The organism is Brevundimonas sp. Leaf280, from assembly GCF_001422455.1.
Taxonomy (GTDB): Bacteria; Pseudomonadota; Alphaproteobacteria; order Caulobacterales; family Caulobacteraceae; genus Brevundimonas.
The window spans coordinates 1-15,751 of the sequence record NZ_LMNC01000001.1 but is presented as its reverse complement, the minus strand read 5'-3'; the positions used below and the strand labels follow the sequence as shown (position 1 = coordinate 15,751).

Genomic DNA, 15,751 nt, shown 5'->3' with positions numbered 1-15,751 from the left:
GGCCTCCGGACTTGCGAGGACCTTGATGCCGCTGATCGGTGATTTCGTCGACTTGATCGCGCCTGTGGCCCCGTCCACGCCGGGCGCCGATGTGTTCGAACGGTTCCAGACCGAGCCTAACACCCTGGCACTGGCTGTCGTCGATGGCGATGGCCGCCCCCTCGGCATCATCGAACGCAACGCCTTCACCCTGAGGATGGCGGCCGAGTTCGGACGCGCCCTCTATGCCCGAAAGCCCGCAGAAAGCCTGATGGATCGTAATGCGCCGGTGGCGGAGGCGGCGACCAGCGCCGAGGCCTTCTTCCAGGCTTACGGGGCCGCCGAACTGGGCGCCTTGCTGACGGGCTTCATCGTGGTGGCGGACGGCCGCTACGTCGGCGTCGGCACGGCGCTACAGGTGGTTCAGGCGGGCGCGGCCCTGCACCGCCAGCGGGCCGAGGAAATGAGCGCCCTGGCCCGCGACCTGGCCATCGCCGAGGCCGAGGCCGTCGCCTCCAGCCGCGCCAAGTCCGAGTTCCTGGCGGTGATGAGCCACGAGATCCGCACGCCCCTGAACGGCGTGCTGGGCGTCGCGGCCCTGATGGACAAGAAGCTGGAGCAGGAAGAACTGCGTCCCTACGTCCGCACCGTGATCGATTCGGGCCAGAGCCTGCTGCGGCTGCTGACCGACGCGCTGGACATGTCACGCGCCTCGGCCGGCATGCTGACGCTGGAGGAGGAGCCGCTGGACCTGTCGGCCGTCGCCTTCGACATCGACGCCCTGTGGCGCGCGCGGGCCGAGGAAAAGGCCCTGGCCCTGACCATCCGCACCGATCTGGCCGTTCCTTGCGTTCAGGCAGACGGGATGCGGTTGAAGCAGTTGCTCAACAATCTGATCGGCAATGCGCTGAAGTTCACCCTGACGGGCGAGGTCGTCGCCCTGATCGAAAGCCACGCCGACGGCGAGGTGATCTTCACCGTCGACGACAGCGGACCCGGCGTGCCCGAGGCGGCGGCCGCGACCATCTTTGATCCCTTCAACACCGGAAAGGCCGGGCGCGAGGGGGCGGGCGCGGGCCTGGGCCTGGCCATCTGCCGACAGATCGCCGAACGGATGGGCGGCGCGATCTCGCTGGGCGCCTCGCCCCAGGGCGGCGCGCGCTTTCAGGTGCGCCTGCCGCTGCGTGTCGCGACCGAGAGCGCGGCGCCCGCCCCCGCCATGGCCGAGCCGACGCCGCACGACACCCTGCATGTGCTGGTGGTGGACGACAACGCCACCAACCGCTTCGTCGCCGGCAAGCTGTTGGAGATGTTCGGCTGCACCTGCGAGATGGCCGAGAACGGGCGCGAGGCGGTAGACGCCGTCAGCGCGCGTCCGTTCGACCTGGCCCTGATGGACATCAAGATGCCGGTGATGGACGGCGTCGCCGCGACGCGGGCCATCCGCGCCCTACCCGGCCCGGCCGGCGCCCTACCGATCCTGGCCCTGACGGCGAACGCCGATGAGCGCGACGAGCTGGACTATATCGCCGCAGGCATGAACGGGGTGGCGCAAAAGCCCATCCAGCCCGACGCCCTTCTGAACGCCATCCGCATGGTGCTGGCGCAGAGCCAGGCATCGCATGTCCCCAAGGCGGCCTGAAACGAACAACGCCCGCCCCGGAAACCGGAGCGGGCGTCGTTCTTGTTGCGCTACACTCGCGACGCGGTCGCTCGCGGCTTGAGCACAGCTCTTACGCCAGGGCGGCGCGGACCTTGTCGGCGACAGCCTTGAAGCCGGTTGCGTCAGCGGCGATCGCGGCCAGAACCTTGCGGTCCAGTTCGATGCCGGCCTTGTTCAGGCCGTTGATGAACTGGCTGTAGGTGAAGCCTTCCAGACGGGCGGCGGCGTTGATGCGCTGGATCCACAGGGCGCGGAAGTTGCGCTTCTTGGCGCGACGGTCGCGATAGGCGTATTGCCCGGCGCGATCGACGGCGGCCTTGGCCGTACGGATGGTATTCTTGCGGCGGCCGGAGAAGCCCTTGGCCTGCTCCAGAACCTTCTTGTGCTTGGCGTGCGAGGTTACGCCACGTTTAACGCGAGCCATGTCGCTATTCCTTCAAATTCTTTGGGATTGAGATCAGTCGTACAGCGCGCGCCGATCAGGCGTACGGCATGTAGGATTTGATCTTCTTGGCGTCGGCGTCGGCCATGACCGAGGTGCCGCGGTTCTGGCGGATGTATTTCGAGTTGTGGCTGATCAAGCGGTGACGCTTGCCCGCAACGCCGGCCTTAACCTTGCCAGTGGCCGTGAATTTGAAGCGCTTCTTGGCGCCCGACTTCGTCTTCAGTTTCGGCATTTCAGTCTCCTTTTTGAGGGCCGACCGCTCTTCGAGCTGCTTGAGCCCGTCTTGCGGTGTTTCCTCAGAGTTTAAGAACCGCCCAGGCATGCCTGTTCGCCTGGCGGTTCGGTACGCGAAGGCGCGGCTTCTACGTGAAGAGCGCCGCCATTGCAAGACGAGTCAGGCCGGGGCTTTGACGCCGCCCTCTCCGCTGCGAATGACGCGTCCGGCGTTGATCGCCATCAGGGCCGCCGGGATGGTCAGCAGCGCCCCGATCACGAAGGGCCAGTCATGCCCCAGCCCCGAGAACAGCGCGCCCGCGATCATCGGCCCGAAGATGCGCGCCACCGAGCTTGAAGCCATGTTCAGACCCAGCATGGCCCCCTGCCGATCAGGCGGCGAGGCGCGGCTGATCATGGCCGAGATGTTGGGCATGGCCAGCGACATGCCGCACGCGCCGATCGCCATCACGATCGGAATGATCCAGCCCTGGACGACCGGGATCGTCAGGGCGCCCAGCTCGAGCCGCGTCGCAGGGAACCACGCGACCGGCGCCAGCACCTGCAACACCAGCGAAGTTCCAAACAGCAGCATGCCGGTGGCCAGCACGCGCGATTCGCCGAACCGTCGCGCCAGCCGCCCGGCGAAGAAACCTTGGTTCAGCGTGGAGACGATGCCCACGATCATGAAGCTGAGCCCCACTTCGCGCGCGCCCCATTGATAGCGGCTCTCGGACCACAGGCCGAACACGCTCTCCATCGCCGAAAACCCGGCCATATAGATCAGGGTCACGACCAGCACGCGCGACACCACCGCATTGTCGCGCGCATCCTTCAGCCCCGCCAGGAAGGCCGGACGCGGCGCGGCAGGATCGGCCTTGGCCCGGCTTTCGCGCAGGAAGACGACCACGCCGACCGCCGCAACCGCCGCCAGCGCCGCCGCCAGGAAGATCGGCAGCTGATAGCCCAGCCGTCCCAGCTGCGGCTGCGTCAGCAATCCACCCAAGCCCGGTCCGACGATGAAGCCCAGGCCGAACGCCGCGCCGATCAGACCCATCCGCCCGGCCCGCTGCTCGGGCGGGGTCACATCGGCCACATAACCCTGGACCGTCGAGATATTGCCTGCGCCCAGGCCGGTGAACAGCCTGACCGCGATCGCCAGCCAGATGTTGGGCACGAAGGCCAGCATCAGATAGCCCAGCGCATTGGCGATCAGCGTCATCAACAGCACGGGCTTTCGCCCGATCCGATCCGACAGCCGCCCCCAGAACGGCTCGGCGAAGAACTGGCCCAGCGAATAGGCCGAGAACATCAGCGTGATCTGCCACGCCTCGGCCTTCAGGCTCTGGGCGAAGAACGGCAGCAACGGCACCACCAGCCCAAACCCGACCAGATTGATAAACACCGTCGCAAACAACACAGCCAGCGCCGGTGTCTTGAGCTTGGGCGTCGTCGGGTTCGCGGTCATGTCGCAGCTTTAGCGCGACACCTTGCCTCAATCGACCGGATTGTTGGCCTCAAGGAACCGCACCGTCTCACGCAGCATCTGCTGACGCGTGTCGGCGCGCGACAGCCAGTGGTCCTCGCCGGCCAGTTCGATCAGTTCGACCGGCTTGCCTGCCCGCTTCATCGCCTCGGCCATGACGCGGCTCTGCTCGATCGCCACCACCGTGTCGTCGCGGCCATGGATAAGCAGCAACGGTTTGTCGACCGTATCGGCCAGATAGGCCGGCGATAGGGCGTCCAGCGCCCGGTCGTTCAGGCGCGCCGCGCCCATGAACCGGTTCCAGTAGCGAACGGTCTGGCTCTCGCGCCGTCCTTCCTGACGCGCCTCCCAGTTGACCATGCGGCGCAGGTCGGACACGCCGGCGACGGCGACGCCACAGCGATAGACCCCCTTGTCCAGCGTCAAACCAGCCATGGCGGCATAGCCGCCGTAGCTTGCGCCGACGATGCACACGCGTTCGGGATTGACGATGCCCTGCTCTGTCAGGAAACGCACGCCGTCTGACAGGTCGGTCTGCATCTTGCGACCCCATTCGCCATAGCCCGCCTCCATAAAGGCCCGCGTATAGCCGTCCGACCCACGGAAGTTCGCCTGCAGCACCGCATAACCGCGCGACGCCAGCGCCTGGGCCCACCAATCAAATCCCATCACGTCGCGCGACGCGGGGCCGCCATGTGCCAGCACGATCAGCGGCAGCTTCTCCGGCGTTGCGACGCCAGGCGGCAGGGTCAGATAGCCCGGAATGTCCAGCCCATCTGCGGCGGCATAGCGAATGTGCCGCACAGCGCCGACCTTCTCGGGCGGAATGTCTGGGTAGGCGAAGGCCAGAGCGTCAGCCGTGCGTCTGTCGAAATCAACGAGTTGATAGAGGCCGGATTCGCCTGAGTTGGTGAACACCAAAATCCGCTTCTGATCTGCGTTCCAGGACACCAACTGCGGCGCCTTCTCGCCAAAGGCCCGCGTGATGGAACGCCATCGGCTGGCGGAGGCGGGCTCGATGAACTCGTAACGCACGCCATCGTCTTCGGTGCGTGACCCGCCGATCAGGAGGCGGGTCTGAGGATGACGCAAAAGGTTGTCGGGATGATGCTCGAATGGCAGTTCGGTCCAGACACCCGTGTCCACATCGACCTCGAACAGATTGTTGGCCGTTTCGCTCTCCGGATCGGCGGCGGCGAGATCAGGCCGATCCGCAGCGACAAGAATCGTACGCGGCGTTCGCCCCATGCCGAGCAACGCCGGAGGATCGAGTGGAGCGTTCACTGACCAAGCATCGCGCAAGCGACGGCCGTTCGGCAGCATCAAGGTCCAGCGACCGCTACGCTCGACATAGGTCGACATGGCGATAACGGCGCCCTCGGCGTCCAACACATAGTCTTCGGTGTCCCAGTCCATAGGCGCGACGGACCGCCCCCGGCCCGAGGTCAGGTCGATCCGGAAGAGATCGACTTGGCCGCTATAAAGATTGACCGCACGCGCGAACAGCGCAGGCCCTTGGGCGGTGTCGCGGATCTGGGCGCCGCCATAGAGAACCGGAAGAACATCGTCCGTGCGGTCCAGAACACGCGCCAGCTTCTGGGTCTTAAGGTCCAGTATCACGCCGAAATAGAGCTCGGACCGCGGGATGCCTAAAAGATGCAGCGCACGCGTCTGGGAGCTGATGATCAGCACCTTGTCTTCGCCGATCCAGCGCAGATCGCGGACCTTCGCCTGACCGATGGTCGAGGCGAATAGATGCTCGCCCGTGTCGATATTTGTGACCGCGATGGCGCGCTCTTCACCGGTCACGACGATGCGGGCGATAAGCGTTCCGCTGGGCGAAAGCTCCATCAATTCCACGGCCGGAGAAGCGGCGTACACATCGATGGGGGGAGGTGCGTTCTGTGCGAGGGCCGCCGAAACCAAGCCGCCCATCAGGGCGGCGACACTCACCACGGCCAGGATCAACCCCGACAGACCAGACTTCAGCATGAACGCCCCCACTCAAGGCAAGGCTCAACCAGAAGACGCAGATTTACGCAAGCGGCAGATGCGCAAAAACAAAACGCCCCGGTCGTGGGACCGGGGCGTTTCGTATTCAGCGATGGATCGCGATCAGCGCGGGGCCAGGATCATGATCATCTGGCGGCCTTCCATCTTGGGCGAGAACTCGACCTTGGCGACTTCGTCGAAGTCGGCCTGAACCTTGTTCAGCAGCTTCATGCCCAGTTCGGGGTGGGCCATTTCGCGACCGCGGAAGCGCAGGGTGACCTTGACCTTGTCGCCTTCCTCAAAGAAGCGGTGCATGGCCTTGGCCTTCACCTCATAGTCGTGGGTGTCGATGTTGGGACGGAGCTTGATCTCCTTCAGCTCGACGACCTTCTGGCGCTTGCGCTGCTCGGCCTTCTTCTTCTGTTCCTGGAAACGGTGCTTGCCATAATCGAGGATCTTGGCCACCGGCGGCTCGGAGGTGGAGACGATCTCGACCAGGTCCATCCCGGCTTCCTCGGCGGCTTCCAGAGCAGCAGAGGTGGGCATGACGCCCTGTTTTTCGCCGTTCTGGTCGATGAGCAGAACGCGAGGGGCGCGGATATCCTGGTTCATACGCGGCCCGTCTTTCACGGGTGGCGCTTGCATGGGACGGCGAATGGGCGTCGTTTCCTTGTGTGGTCAGAGAAGGCGTATGTCGTGATGAGCGAATGCACGCGGCGATCGCCACGTTCCCCTCAAGGCCGGCAATATGCGCCGCGAGCCCCGATTTTTCAAGGGTTCGCAGGCGTTTCGACGATGTAGGCGTCATGCAGCGCCAGCACCGCGTCGAAGACGTGATCCACCGTCAGGTCCTCGATCGGCGCGAACTGGCCGCGCGTCTCGTTGGACGCCGCCGTGCGCGTCTTGGGCCCCCACGGCCCATAAAGCCACCACTCGGTCGGACCGAACAGACCCAGGGTCGGCCGGCCCAGCGCCGCCGACACGTGCATCAGACCCGAATCGTTGCCGACGAACAGATCGGCCCGATCGATGGCGGCGGCCGAGGCCAGGATGTCGCCCTTGCCGACGAAATCGATGCCGCGCAGCCCCGCCGCCTCCAAAGCCGGGGTCGCCGGGGGCCGGTCACCCGGCCCGCCCACCGGCATGAAGCGCCAGCCGTTGAAGCGCGGCTCGGCTTTCAGCTTCTCGACCAGCGCGCCCCAACGATCGGCAGGCCAGCTCTTGCCCGGCTGATGCGCGATGGGGGCCAGGGCGATTATCGGCCCCGGACCCGCGCCGCCCGCCAGCTGCGGATCGATGACGGCGGCGGCCTCGGCCCGCGCCTGATCGTCCAGGAAGATTTCGGGATCCAGCGGCGTCGGCGAACCCATCAGGCGCGACACCATCTCGACCTTGCGCAGGCCCGTCTCCCACGCGCGGTTATAGACGATGCGCCGCTTCGCCGGGATCAGATAGCTGAGCGCCGAACCCCGGATGTCGATGACCAGGTCCCAGCGCGTGCCGACGACCTGTTTCCACAGATCGAGCCAGTGGCCGGAGAGCTTCTTCTTGTCCAGCACGATGGTGCGCACCACGCCGGGCGCATTGCGGAAGAAGGGCGCGGGCGGCCGACCGCACGCGACGGTGATCTCGGCCCCCGGGACCTGACGCGCGATCTCGCGGATCACGCCGGACGAGATGACGCAGTCGCCGATGCGGTTGGAGGTGACGAACAGGACCTGGGGTGCGGACATGGGTCTGTGTTTCGCCATCGCGCGTCGCGGTCAAGGGTGACGACGGCGGAAAGTCGGGGCAGAACGGCGCCATGACCGACATCCAGCACCTGTGCCGCCCCGACGGCGAAACCCTGGCTTTCAAACGCGTCGTCGGCGGCGGCCCGACCGTGATCTGGGTGGGCGGCTTTCGTTCGGACATGGAGGGGACCAAGGCCCTGGCCCTGGACGTCGCCGCGCGCGAACGCGGCTGGAACTTCGTCCGCTACGACCATTTCGCCCATGGCCAGTCCTCCGGCGACTGGAGAAAAGCCACCATCGGCCGCTGGCGCGAGGACGCTGTCGCCCTGATCGACAGCCTGTCCGGCCCGGTCATTCCGGTGGGCTCCTCGATGGGCGGCTGGGTTTCGCTGCTGGCGACTCTGGCGCGGCCGGATCAAATCAAGGGCTTGGTTCTGGTCAATCCGGCCCAGGACTTCACCGAACGGCTGATGTGGCCCGGCCTGGCGGACCACGAGCGTCAGGCCATCCTGCGCGAGGGCGAAACCCTGATCGTCGAGGAGGGTCTGGGCGAATATGTCCTGACGCGGCGCATGTTCGAGGAGGCGCGCGACTGGCTGCTGCTGGACGGCGTGATCGACATCGCTGCGCCGGTTCATGTCCTGCAAGGCCGCGCCGACGACGTCGTGCCGTGGAGCCATCAGGTCGAACTGGTCGAACGGCTGACCGGCGGCGACGTGCGCCTGGACCTGATCGAGGGCGGCGATCACCGGCTTTCGACGCCGGCGGACCTCGACCGACTGGTCGCTGCGGTCGAGGCGATGCGGGGCTAGGTCAGCCCTTACCCGTCAGCGCCCCATACAGGTCCGTCCGCCGATCGCGGAAGAAGCCCCAGGCCGCGCGATATTTGTCCAGCTCGTCCAGATCGAAGCGGTGCACCAGCACCCCCTCCTCCTCGGCGCCCAGTTGCTCGACCAGTTCGCCCTGCTGATCGGCGATAAAGGAATGGCCGTAGAAGGTCTGGCCGACCTCGGTCACGCGCTCATGACCGATCCGGTTGGCGCCGACGACCGGCACGGCATTCGACACCGCGTGTCCCTGCATGGCCCGCCGCCACGGCTCGGCCGTGTGCAGGGTCGCATCATGCGGCTCGGTGCCGATGGCGGTCGGGTACATCAGGACATCGGCGCCCTTCAGCATCATCGCCCGCGCCGCTTCCGGGAACCACTGGTCCCAGCAGATGCCGACCCCGACCTTGCCGAAGCGAGTCTTCCAGACCTTGAAACCCGTATCGCCCGGCCGGAAATAGTATTTCTCCTGATAGCCGGGGCCGTCGGGGATATGGCTTTTGCGATAGATCCCCAGCGCCTCGCCGTCCGCGTCCAGCATGACGAGCGAGTTGTAATACTGCGGCCCGTCCTTCTCGAAGATCGAGACCGGAATGGCCACGCCCAACTCCTTGGCCACCGGCGCCATGGCCGTGACGCACGGATGCTCGCGCCACTCATAAGCCTGGCTGAACCAGTGCTCCTCTTGCGAGACGCAGAAATACGGCCCCTGGAACAGTTCCGACGGCAGGATGACCTGCGCGCCCTGCCCCGCCGCCTCGCGCACGAGGGCGATGGTCTTGTCGATGTTCGCCTGCATATCCTCGCCGTACGAGGTCTGGATGCCGGCGACGGTGATGGTGCGGGTCATGCGGGCTCCTGCTGGGAGATGCAGTGGAACGAGCCGCCGCCCGTCAGGATGGCGTTTGACGGCAGCGGGATGATCTCGCGATCGGGGAAGGCGTCTTTCAACGCCTGACAGGCCATGTCGGCCGCACGCGCATCGCCATAGGTGGGAACGATCACCGCGCCATTGGCGATCAGGAAGTTCATGTGGCTGGCCGGGATCGGGCGTTCGTCCTCGTCCAGCACCAGGCCCGGCGACGGGATGCGCACGACCTTCAGCCGGCGACCCACCGCATCGGTCACGGCGGCCAGATCGCGCGCCGTCGCGTCATAGACGTCGGCGTTGACATCGTTCGTCCCCCAGGCGACCGGGCAGGCGACGACGCCCGGCGCGACGAACCGCGCCAGATTATCGACGTGCCCATCAGTGTGGTCGTTCAACAAACCGTCGCCCAGCCACACCACCACCTTGGCGCCGACAGCCTTCTCCAGCGCCGCCGCCGCGACGGATTCATCCTGGTTCCAGGCCGGATTGCGGTTCGGGTTCAGCAGGCATTGGCGCGTGGTCAGGACGGTCCCCTCCCCGTCGTGATCCAGCGACCCGCCCTCCATGACGAAGTCGTTCCAGGTCAGATCCACGCCCGCATGTTGGCCGATCTGGCCGGCGACCAAGTCGTCGCCCGGCATGTCGTATTTCCCGCCCCAGCCGTTGAACCTGAACGCGGCGGCCGTTTTGGATCCCGCGCCAAAGATCGGCCCGGTGTCGCGTAGCCAGACGTCGCCGAATTCGCCGGGCACGACCTCGACATTCGCCACGCCCGCAAAGCGCGCCTGGGCGTCCGCCAGAACCTCGGCCTTGCCGACCATCAGCTTGACCTGCTCGCGACCCGGTCCGGCCAAGGCCCGCACCAAACCCTCGACCTCGTCCTGCGCCTGTTCCAGCGCTTCGAACCAGTATTCCGCATGGCTGGGCCAACCCACCCACATGGCGCGGTGCGGCGCCCATTCTGAGGGGATGGCGGCAGCAGTCGGATCGGTCATGCGGGCGTCCTCAAGAAGGGCCGAACTCGGAGCCGCGCCATATGGCCCCAAGCGCCCCCGACTTCAACGTCAGCCACGAAAAAGGGCGGCCCGCGAACGGACCGCCCTTCGTCGCTTCAGTCTGGCTGAGCCTTAGAACTTCAAGCCAACCGTCATTTGGACGGTGCGCGGCGCGCCCAGCGAGAAGGTGCGCGGCTGGCCGGCGCGCGTGACACCGCCGCCCACCGCCACCGGCAAGGCGTTGTTGCCGGTCGAGATGTTGCCCAGGTAGTCTTCGTCGAACAGGTTGGTCACGTTCAGCTGAACATAGGCGCCGCGGATCGAGATGTTCTGCAGGTCGTAGCGAACGTCCATGTCGGCGACGACGTAGGACGGCGAGGTTTCGTCGTTCACGTCCGTCGAGAAACGCTCGCCGACATATTTGGCCTGCAGACCGACGTGGAAGGCGTCGGTCGGATCCCAGTCGACGCGCGCCGAATAGGTCCATTCCGGCGTCTCGACCAGCTTCTTGCCCTTGGTCGGCAGGAAGGTGGTCGCCGACAGGGCCAGATCGTCCTGCAGTTCGCTGTCGTTCCACGACGCCGAGGTGTTGAACGTCCATTGGTCGTTCAACACGTAACCCAGTTGGGCGTCGACACCCTGCTGCTTCACCTGACCGACGTTGCGGTCGATGCTGATGCCGAAGGTCGGCGAGTTGATGTCGTTGTCGAACGACGACACGATCCGGTCGTTGTACTCGATGTACCAGGCCGCGATCGAACCGATGATGCGTTCGTTGCGGAAGCGATAGCCCAGATCGTAGGACTTGGTGGTCTCCGGGACCACGGTGGTGAAGTCCAGGGCGTTCGTCGTGGTATTGCGAACCGGCTGATACAGGTTGTCGGTACGCGGCACCGAAATGCCTTCGGCATAGCTGGCATAGACGCTGTGGCCTTCGCCGAAGCGATAGACGATGCCGGCGTTGGGCAGAACGTCATCGTATTTGATCGTTTGCGAATACGGCGGGATGTAGGCCTGCGTGCCGGTCGAGGCGAAGTTGACATTGCCGTTGGCCAGGGTCGCCGAAGGCGTCTCGGTGGTGCAGCGCACGGTCGAGGTGCCGTTCAGCGAGTAGCAGTACTGGTTCAGCTGGCGCTCGAAGAAGGGCGCGCGAACGCCGATGTTCACGGTCACAGCCTTGTCCAGGAAGTCCCCGACGTATTCGACGGCGATCTGGTTCAGCTGGGCGATCGAGAAACGATCGCGGCCGCGCAGGAAGGAACCGTCGCGACCGACGATGCGCGCGTCCTTGTCGCCCCAGCGCTCTTGGCCGCCGAAGACATTGCCCGGCTCGCTGTCGATGCCCGTGCGGGTCCATTCGGCGGTCTGGCGGTGACGGCCGTAGTCCAGCGTGTAGGCGGCGCGCAGGCGCTGCGAATCCGTGATGTTCCAGATCAGCGAGCTGGTCAGGCCGTAGCGGTGGGTATTGGTGTTGTTCGGCGTGTACAGGCCGACGTTGTCGCAGCTGTCGCCGTCGCCGTTCAGATCGACGCCGGTGCCGTTGAAGGCCGCAGTGGCGCACTGAGCGTTGGTGATGGCCGACAGGCCCGTCGCGCTGTTGTTGTTGGTGCGGTTCTGATCCAGGCGGTCGTCGCGCTCGTTGACCAGGGTGTAACCGCCGCCATTGGCGATGGTGTACTGGAACGAGGGGTCGATGGTCAGGCGGATGCTGTCCGTCAGGCCGTAGCTGAACTGGCCGCGGATATTGCCGGTGTTGGACGGGTTGATCCGGATGCCGTAATAGTTGGAGCAGCTTCCGGTCGCGGTCGTGCCGTCGCTCAGGAAGCGGGTCGAGGCGGAGTTTTCGTCCTGCACCGTGCCGGCGACAGCCGCAGGACGGACGCAGGCGAGGTCGTTTTCAAGGAACGAGTTGGCGTCGAACTGGGCGCGCGTGATCTGGTTGTTATACTGGCTGTTGCGGTTGATGTTCCAGTGCGCAGCCAGGCTGGCGAAGTTGCCTTCGCCCAGATCCTGATAAATCTTGCCGTTGAACTGGGCTTTCTCCAGTTCGCCGGGGCCCTTGAATTTGTCGTACTTCGTGTAGGAGGCGGTCGCGTAGGCGGTGGTGCCCCACGGTCCGAACTCGCCGGAGTCGACGCGAGCGAACATGCGCTTGTAGTTGAACTCCCCGATCGAGGTGTTGATCTGCAGACCGCGCACGTCCAGCGGCGTCGCCGAACGATAAGCGATGGTGCCGCCGGTCGCCGAAGCGGTGGGGCTGTCCACGTCGGTCGCGCCAAGGTTCACCGAGGCACGCTCGATGATTTCGGGATCGAGCTGCTGGTTGGTGTAGGCGGCGTAGTTGCCGGTGTCGTTCAGCGGCATGCCGTCGAAGGTGATCGAGACGCGGTTGCCGTCGAACCCGCGCAGACGAATGTTGCCACCCGAGTTGCCGTAGGGATCGGAGTTCACGAAGTTCAGGCCGGGAACCAGGTTCAGGCTCTGTAGGATGGTCTGGCCCGAGGCCTGGGTGCCAATGAACTCCTGGTTGATGCTGGAGCGGCTCTTGGACGAGGTTTCGGCCGTGACGCCCGCGATAGCGCGCGGAGCCCGCGTGCCGGTGACGACCACTTCCTGCACTTCGGTCGCTTCCGTGCCGGTCGATTGGGCGGAGGCGGCGCCGGCGAAGGCCAGCGAGCCGGCAAGAGCGGTGGTCGCCCAGATCAGGCTTTTGCGAGTAATCATTACATCTATCCCCAGATGGACGGCGCGAATGGCTCTGGCGTCAGGCGTCCATCGCCTGTCGCAATCCAGCCCCCTCTAGGGCGCATGTTGAAACCTTGGGCGACAGTTATGTAACAGCAATATGACAGCGCAGGAGGGTGGTCTGGGCGCCACACCCTGCAGTGACTGGCTTAGGCTGATGCGCGCTCGAAAATGTCCGCGATCCCGTTTGCCGTCGGAACGATGGCGTGCGGTTCATGATAGTTGCCGTTCACCTGGCTTTGCGCAATCACATGGGCGCGGAAGCGTGTGAACAGCGCGCCGTCCGGCGCTTCCGGTGCGCTCCAGAATTCATCCAGCGGCTTTTGGTCGGTCAAACCCTCGAAATCGAAGAAGGCGTCGCCCAGAACCTTGACAGGCGTGTGGAACCCGAGCGCCGACAAGGCGGCGCTGGAGTTGTTGACGACCATGCCCATTGATGCTCGGCAAAGCGAGGCCAGATTGCCGCCGTCGATGAAATCGACACGCCCCGCCACACCATGCTCTCGGGCAAGCCGCATTGTGACGACGCGAAGATTGACGAGGCCTGGATCCAGCGGATGGTTCTTGACCACCAGCCGCGTCTTCGGCGGCGCCTTGGCGGCGAAACTGGCTATGACGGCGGTCAGGAAAGCGCGATTGTCGCCATAGCGAGAGTAACGCAGCAATTGGGCGTCACCTTCGCGTTGCAGGCAGGCGATGAAGAAATCGCCCTTGGCCCTGATGATGTCGGCATCGCAATTCTCAGGCCGGCGGAACGCCAGACTGACGTAGCGTCGAATATGGCCCAGGCACTGTTTGAGCGGGGAGAACACGTAGGGCGCAGTGTAGTTTGGGAAGAATGCTTTCCCCGCGACCTGCACCGTATGATAGGCACTGATGTTGGCGACATGGTGCGGCAGGATTTTTCCGACTGCGACAGGCTCGAGCAGCTTCGGCGCCGGCTCGGGATATGCGTCTCGGAAGCGTGGCAGCGCGCTGGAGCCGTTCACGCCATTCCGCTCGACTGTGACCCAATCAGGACGAAAATAGCCGTTTTCCAAGACCCAGACACGAGCGTTCAGGCTTTCGCCGGCCGCAAGAACCGCACGATTGTAAGCGCCGGCCTCGCCAAAGACGATGACGTCGGTGAAATCGGCGACGATTCGCGCCAGACCATCGGTCCAGGATTTCGCCGTCCCCTTGAATACCAAGCCGCCCGGTCGGCGCCAGTTCATCGCATCCCCGGCATTGAAGATCATGCGATTGACGACTGCGCCGCGCGATTCGAGTACCGAGGCCAGTGCGGCTCCGAACGATCCAAAGGGGGCGGAAACGATAAGAAAACGCCGGCCCGACAGGCCATGTCGACCGCCTTGTCGTGTCGCGGGAAAGGCAGAGGTAACCGTTGGTCGGGGAAGTGCCGCTGCACGCAGCCGCCGAGGTACGCTGGGCCGAACGTCATCTGCCCTTAAACGATAACGACGACGACGCCGCGCCGACAGAGTTCGAGAAGACGACCGCACGTCCACCATCACGCGCACCGGTGCAATGGCGGAACAGAAACCGCTTCGGCGTGGCCGCTGCAACCGAAGAGTTTGTCGACAAAGGGCATCGTCGCCCTTTTGTCGCGACCACCTTTTTCGATCAATCGAAAATGCTCAAAGTTCAGGGATTTTGAAACGTGGCGCTTTGAACGTTGGTTTTTAGCACCAAAGCCGCCGCCGCCCCGGAGGCGACGACGGCTCAATGTCTTTGAAACGACGACTTCCATGCTTCGCAGGTCGCTGGTTGGGTGATCCCAACCAGCTCCTGGAAAGTCTTAGAAGTTGATGTCGATGGTCGCGCGGCGGTTGAGCGGTTCGCGCACACCGTCGGCGGTCGGCTTGGCCAGGTTGGTCTCGCCCTTGCCGTCGAGGGCGATGACGCCGCCGTTGACGCCCGAGGCGACCAGCGCGTCCGCGACGGTGCGCGAACGACGGTTGGACAGGCCCAGGTTATAGGCACACCGTCGGCGGTCGGCTTGGCCAGGTTGGTCTCGCCCTTGCCGTCGAGGGCGATGACGCCGCCGTTGACGCCCGAGGCGACCAGCGCGTCCGCGACGGTGCGCGAACGACGGTTGGACAGRCCCAGGTTATAGGCGGCCGAACCCGAGGTGTCGGTGTAGCCGACGATCAGGACGCGCGTCGGACGACCCGACTTGGCGTAGTTGGCGGCCTGCGTCACCACCGAACGGGCTTCCGCGGTCAGGTCCGAGCGATCCCAGTCGAAGTAGACCACGAACTGGCGAGCGACCGGGGTCTGAGCGACCGGCGGCGGCGGGGGCGGCGGCGGCGGGGGCGGCGGGGGCGGAGGCGGCGGGGGAGGCGGCGGCGGCGGTGCGTCTTCCGCACCGAAGCTGTAGCGCAGACCCAGGGTCACGGTGTGCGACTGGTCGTAGTCGCCGTCCCATTCGCCGAACTGCGTGGCGCCCACGCCCGTACCGGCCGTCGTCGAGGCGAAGTTGGCGTCGCCCGTCAGATAGCGGTAGGTCAGGTCGATGTTGGCGCGGTCGCTGATGGCCCAGGCCAGACCAGCGATCGCCTGAGCGGCGAACTTGGTCGAGGTGTCGTCGACGGCGAAGGTGGCGGCACGGTTRGCGCGCAGSGCGCCGATCGTGTTGGTGTCGACGCGGTTCACACCGGCGCCGAGGCCGACGAACGGACGAACGCCCCAGTATTCGAAGCCGAAGTCATAGATGACATTGGCCATCAGGGTGGCGGATTCGATGTCGCCTTCGGGCGAGAAGCAGCCGCCCGTCGCCGGGGTCAGGTTGCACAGGCCTTG

At 65.3% G+C, this 15,751-nt stretch carries 14 protein-coding genes and 1 pseudogene; 3 read left to right on the top strand and 12 right to left on the bottom strand.

All coding sequences use genetic code 11. The features are described from left to right. Positions 1 to 25: 25 nt before the first annotated feature. Entirely contained in the window at positions 26 to 1,621 is a 1,596-nt protein-coding gene (locus ASF31_RS00065; RefSeq protein ID WP_055752753.1) for an ATP-binding protein, read from the top strand. Positions 1,622 to 1,712: 91 nt separating this feature from the next. Here the strand turns inward: ASF31_RS00065 and rplT are convergent, their stop codons facing one another. From rplT to ASF31_RS00035, 6 genes are all read right to left on the bottom strand, one after another. Further along, positions 1,713 to 2,066 (bottom strand): 50S ribosomal protein L20, encoded by a 354-nt coding sequence (gene rplT / locus ASF31_RS00060; protein ID WP_017506327.1) that lies wholly within the window; start codon positions 2,064 to 2,066, stop codon positions 1,713 to 1,715. Positions 2,067 to 2,121: 55 nt separating this feature from the next. Beyond that, positions 2,122 to 2,319 carry a 50S ribosomal protein L35 gene (gene rpmI, locus ASF31_RS00055; protein WP_003166435.1) on the bottom strand — a complete coding sequence of 66 codons (198 nt, stop codon included), beginning with the start codon at positions 2,317 to 2,319 and terminating at the stop codon, positions 2,122 to 2,124. Between the two features lie 162 nt (positions 2,320 to 2,481). Then, positions 2,482 to 3,768: an MFS transporter gene (locus ASF31_RS00050; RefSeq protein WP_055752752.1), complete on the bottom strand. Its 1,287-nt coding sequence runs from the start codon at positions 3,766 to 3,768 to the stop codon at positions 2,482 to 2,484. Positions 3,769 to 3,795: 27 nt separating this feature from the next. Next, the gene (locus ASF31_RS00045; RefSeq protein WP_200918514.1) at positions 3,796 to 5,778 is read right to left on the bottom strand and encodes a S9 family peptidase; all 1,983 of its coding nucleotides are present in this window, start codon (positions 5,776 to 5,778) and stop codon (positions 3,796 to 3,798) included. 123 nt (positions 5,779 to 5,901) lie between these two features. Then, positions 5,902 to 6,423 (bottom strand): translation initiation factor IF-3, encoded by a 522-nt coding sequence (infC, locus tag ASF31_RS00040; RefSeq protein ID WP_055752751.1) that lies wholly within the window; start codon positions 6,421 to 6,423, stop codon positions 5,902 to 5,904. Positions 6,424 to 6,548: 125 nt separating this feature from the next. Then, entirely contained in the window at positions 6,549 to 7,511 is a 963-nt protein-coding gene (locus tag ASF31_RS00035) for a glycosyltransferase family 9 protein (protein ID WP_055752750.1), read from the bottom strand. Positions 7,512 to 7,582: 71 nt separating this feature from the next. Between ASF31_RS00035 and ASF31_RS00030 the strand changes: the two genes are divergently transcribed. Continuing rightward, complete coding sequence (locus ASF31_RS00030; protein WP_055752749.1) at positions 7,583 to 8,323, top strand: alpha/beta fold hydrolase; 741 nt, start codon at positions 7,583 to 7,585, stop codon at positions 8,321 to 8,323. 1 nt (position 8,324) lies between these two features. On the opposite strand, the gene aguB is transcribed toward ASF31_RS00030, so the two are convergent. From aguB to ASF31_RS00010, 4 genes are all read right to left on the bottom strand, one after another. Then, positions 8,325 to 9,188: an N-carbamoylputrescine amidase gene (gene aguB / locus ASF31_RS00025; protein WP_055752748.1), complete on the bottom strand. Its 864-nt coding sequence runs from the start codon at positions 9,186 to 9,188 to the stop codon at positions 8,325 to 8,327. Then, positions 9,185 to 10,204 (bottom strand): agmatine deiminase family protein, encoded by a 1,020-nt coding sequence (locus ASF31_RS00020; RefSeq protein ID WP_082464933.1) that lies wholly within the window; start codon positions 10,202 to 10,204, stop codon positions 9,185 to 9,187. The genes aguB and ASF31_RS00020 overlap by 4 nt, the downstream gene beginning before the upstream one ends. Before the next feature lie 132 nt (positions 10,205 to 10,336). Next, on the bottom strand, positions 10,337 to 12,928 hold the full coding sequence (locus ASF31_RS00015) for a TonB-dependent receptor (protein ID WP_055752747.1): 2,592 nt from the start codon (positions 12,926 to 12,928) through the stop codon (positions 10,337 to 10,339). A 170-nt stretch (positions 12,929 to 13,098) separates the two neighbouring features. Further along, a complete protein-coding gene (locus ASF31_RS00010; protein ID WP_082464932.1) occupies positions 13,099 to 14,187 on the bottom strand; it encodes a capsular biosynthesis protein in 1,089 nt (362 codons plus the stop codon). Between the two features lie 146 nt (positions 14,188 to 14,333). Between ASF31_RS00010 and ASF31_RS14655 the strand changes: the two genes are divergently transcribed. Continuing rightward, a complete protein-coding gene (locus tag ASF31_RS14655; RefSeq protein ID WP_156355807.1) occupies positions 14,334 to 14,606 on the top strand; it encodes a hypothetical protein in 273 nt (90 codons plus the stop codon). Positions 14,607 to 14,747: 141 nt separating this feature from the next. Here the strand turns inward: ASF31_RS14655 and ASF31_RS14895 are convergent, their stop codons facing one another. Together ASF31_RS14895 and ASF31_RS14890 are read right to left on the bottom strand one after the other, a co-directional pair. Further along, positions 14,748 to 14,879 carry a hypothetical protein gene (locus tag ASF31_RS14895; protein ID WP_369814623.1) on the bottom strand — a complete coding sequence of 44 codons (132 nt, stop codon included), beginning with the start codon at positions 14,877 to 14,879 and terminating at the stop codon, positions 14,748 to 14,750. 251 nt (positions 14,880 to 15,130) lie between these two features. Beyond that, positions 15,131 to 15,676, bottom strand: a pseudogene (locus ASF31_RS14890) (outer membrane protein); the annotation flags it as partial. Between the last annotated feature and the right edge of the window lie 75 nt (positions 15,677 to 15,751).

Bases quoted from the DNA above. Each gene is read 5' to 3' on its own strand.
- ASF31_RS00015 (WP_055752747.1), bottom strand. From the start codon at position 12,928: ATGATTACTCGCAAAAGCCTGATCTGGGCGACCACCGCTCTTGCCGGC.
- ASF31_RS00045 (WP_200918514.1), bottom strand. From the start codon at position 5,778: ATGCTGAAGTCTGGTCTGTCGGGGTTGATCCTGGCCGTGGTGAGTGTC.
- ASF31_RS00050 (WP_055752752.1), bottom strand. From the start codon at position 3,768: ATGACCGCGAACCCGACGACGCCCAAGCTCAAGACACCGGCGCTGGCT.
- ASF31_RS00030 (WP_055752749.1), top strand. From the start codon at position 7,583: ATGACCGACATCCAGCACCTGTGCCGCCCCGACGGCGAAACCCTGGCT.
- rplT (WP_017506327.1), bottom strand. From the start codon at position 2,066: ATGGCTCGCGTTAAACGTGGCGTAACCTCGCACGCCAAGCACAAGAAG.
- ASF31_RS00020 (WP_082464933.1), bottom strand. From the start codon at position 10,204: ATGACCGATCCGACTGCTGCCGCCATCCCCTCAGAATGGGCGCCGCAC.
- rpmI (WP_003166435.1), bottom strand. From the start codon at position 2,319: ATGCCGAAACTGAAGACGAAGTCGGGCGCCAAGAAGCGCTTCAAATTC.
- ASF31_RS00065 (WP_055752753.1), top strand. From the start codon at position 26: ATGCCGCTGATCGGTGATTTCGTCGACTTGATCGCGCCTGTGGCCCCG.
- aguB (WP_055752748.1), bottom strand. From the start codon at position 9,188: ATGACCCGCACCATCACCGTCGCCGGCATCCAGACCTCGTACGGCGAG.
- ASF31_RS00035 (WP_055752750.1), bottom strand. From the start codon at position 7,511: ATGTCCGCACCCCAGGTCCTGTTCGTCACCTCCAACCGCATCGGCGAC.
- ASF31_RS00010 (WP_082464932.1), bottom strand. From the start codon at position 14,187: ATGATCTTCAATGCCGGGGATGCGATGAACTGGCGCCGACCGGGCGGC.
- infC (WP_055752751.1), bottom strand. From the start codon at position 6,423: ATGCAAGCGCCACCCGTGAAAGACGGGCCGCGTATGAACCAGGATATC.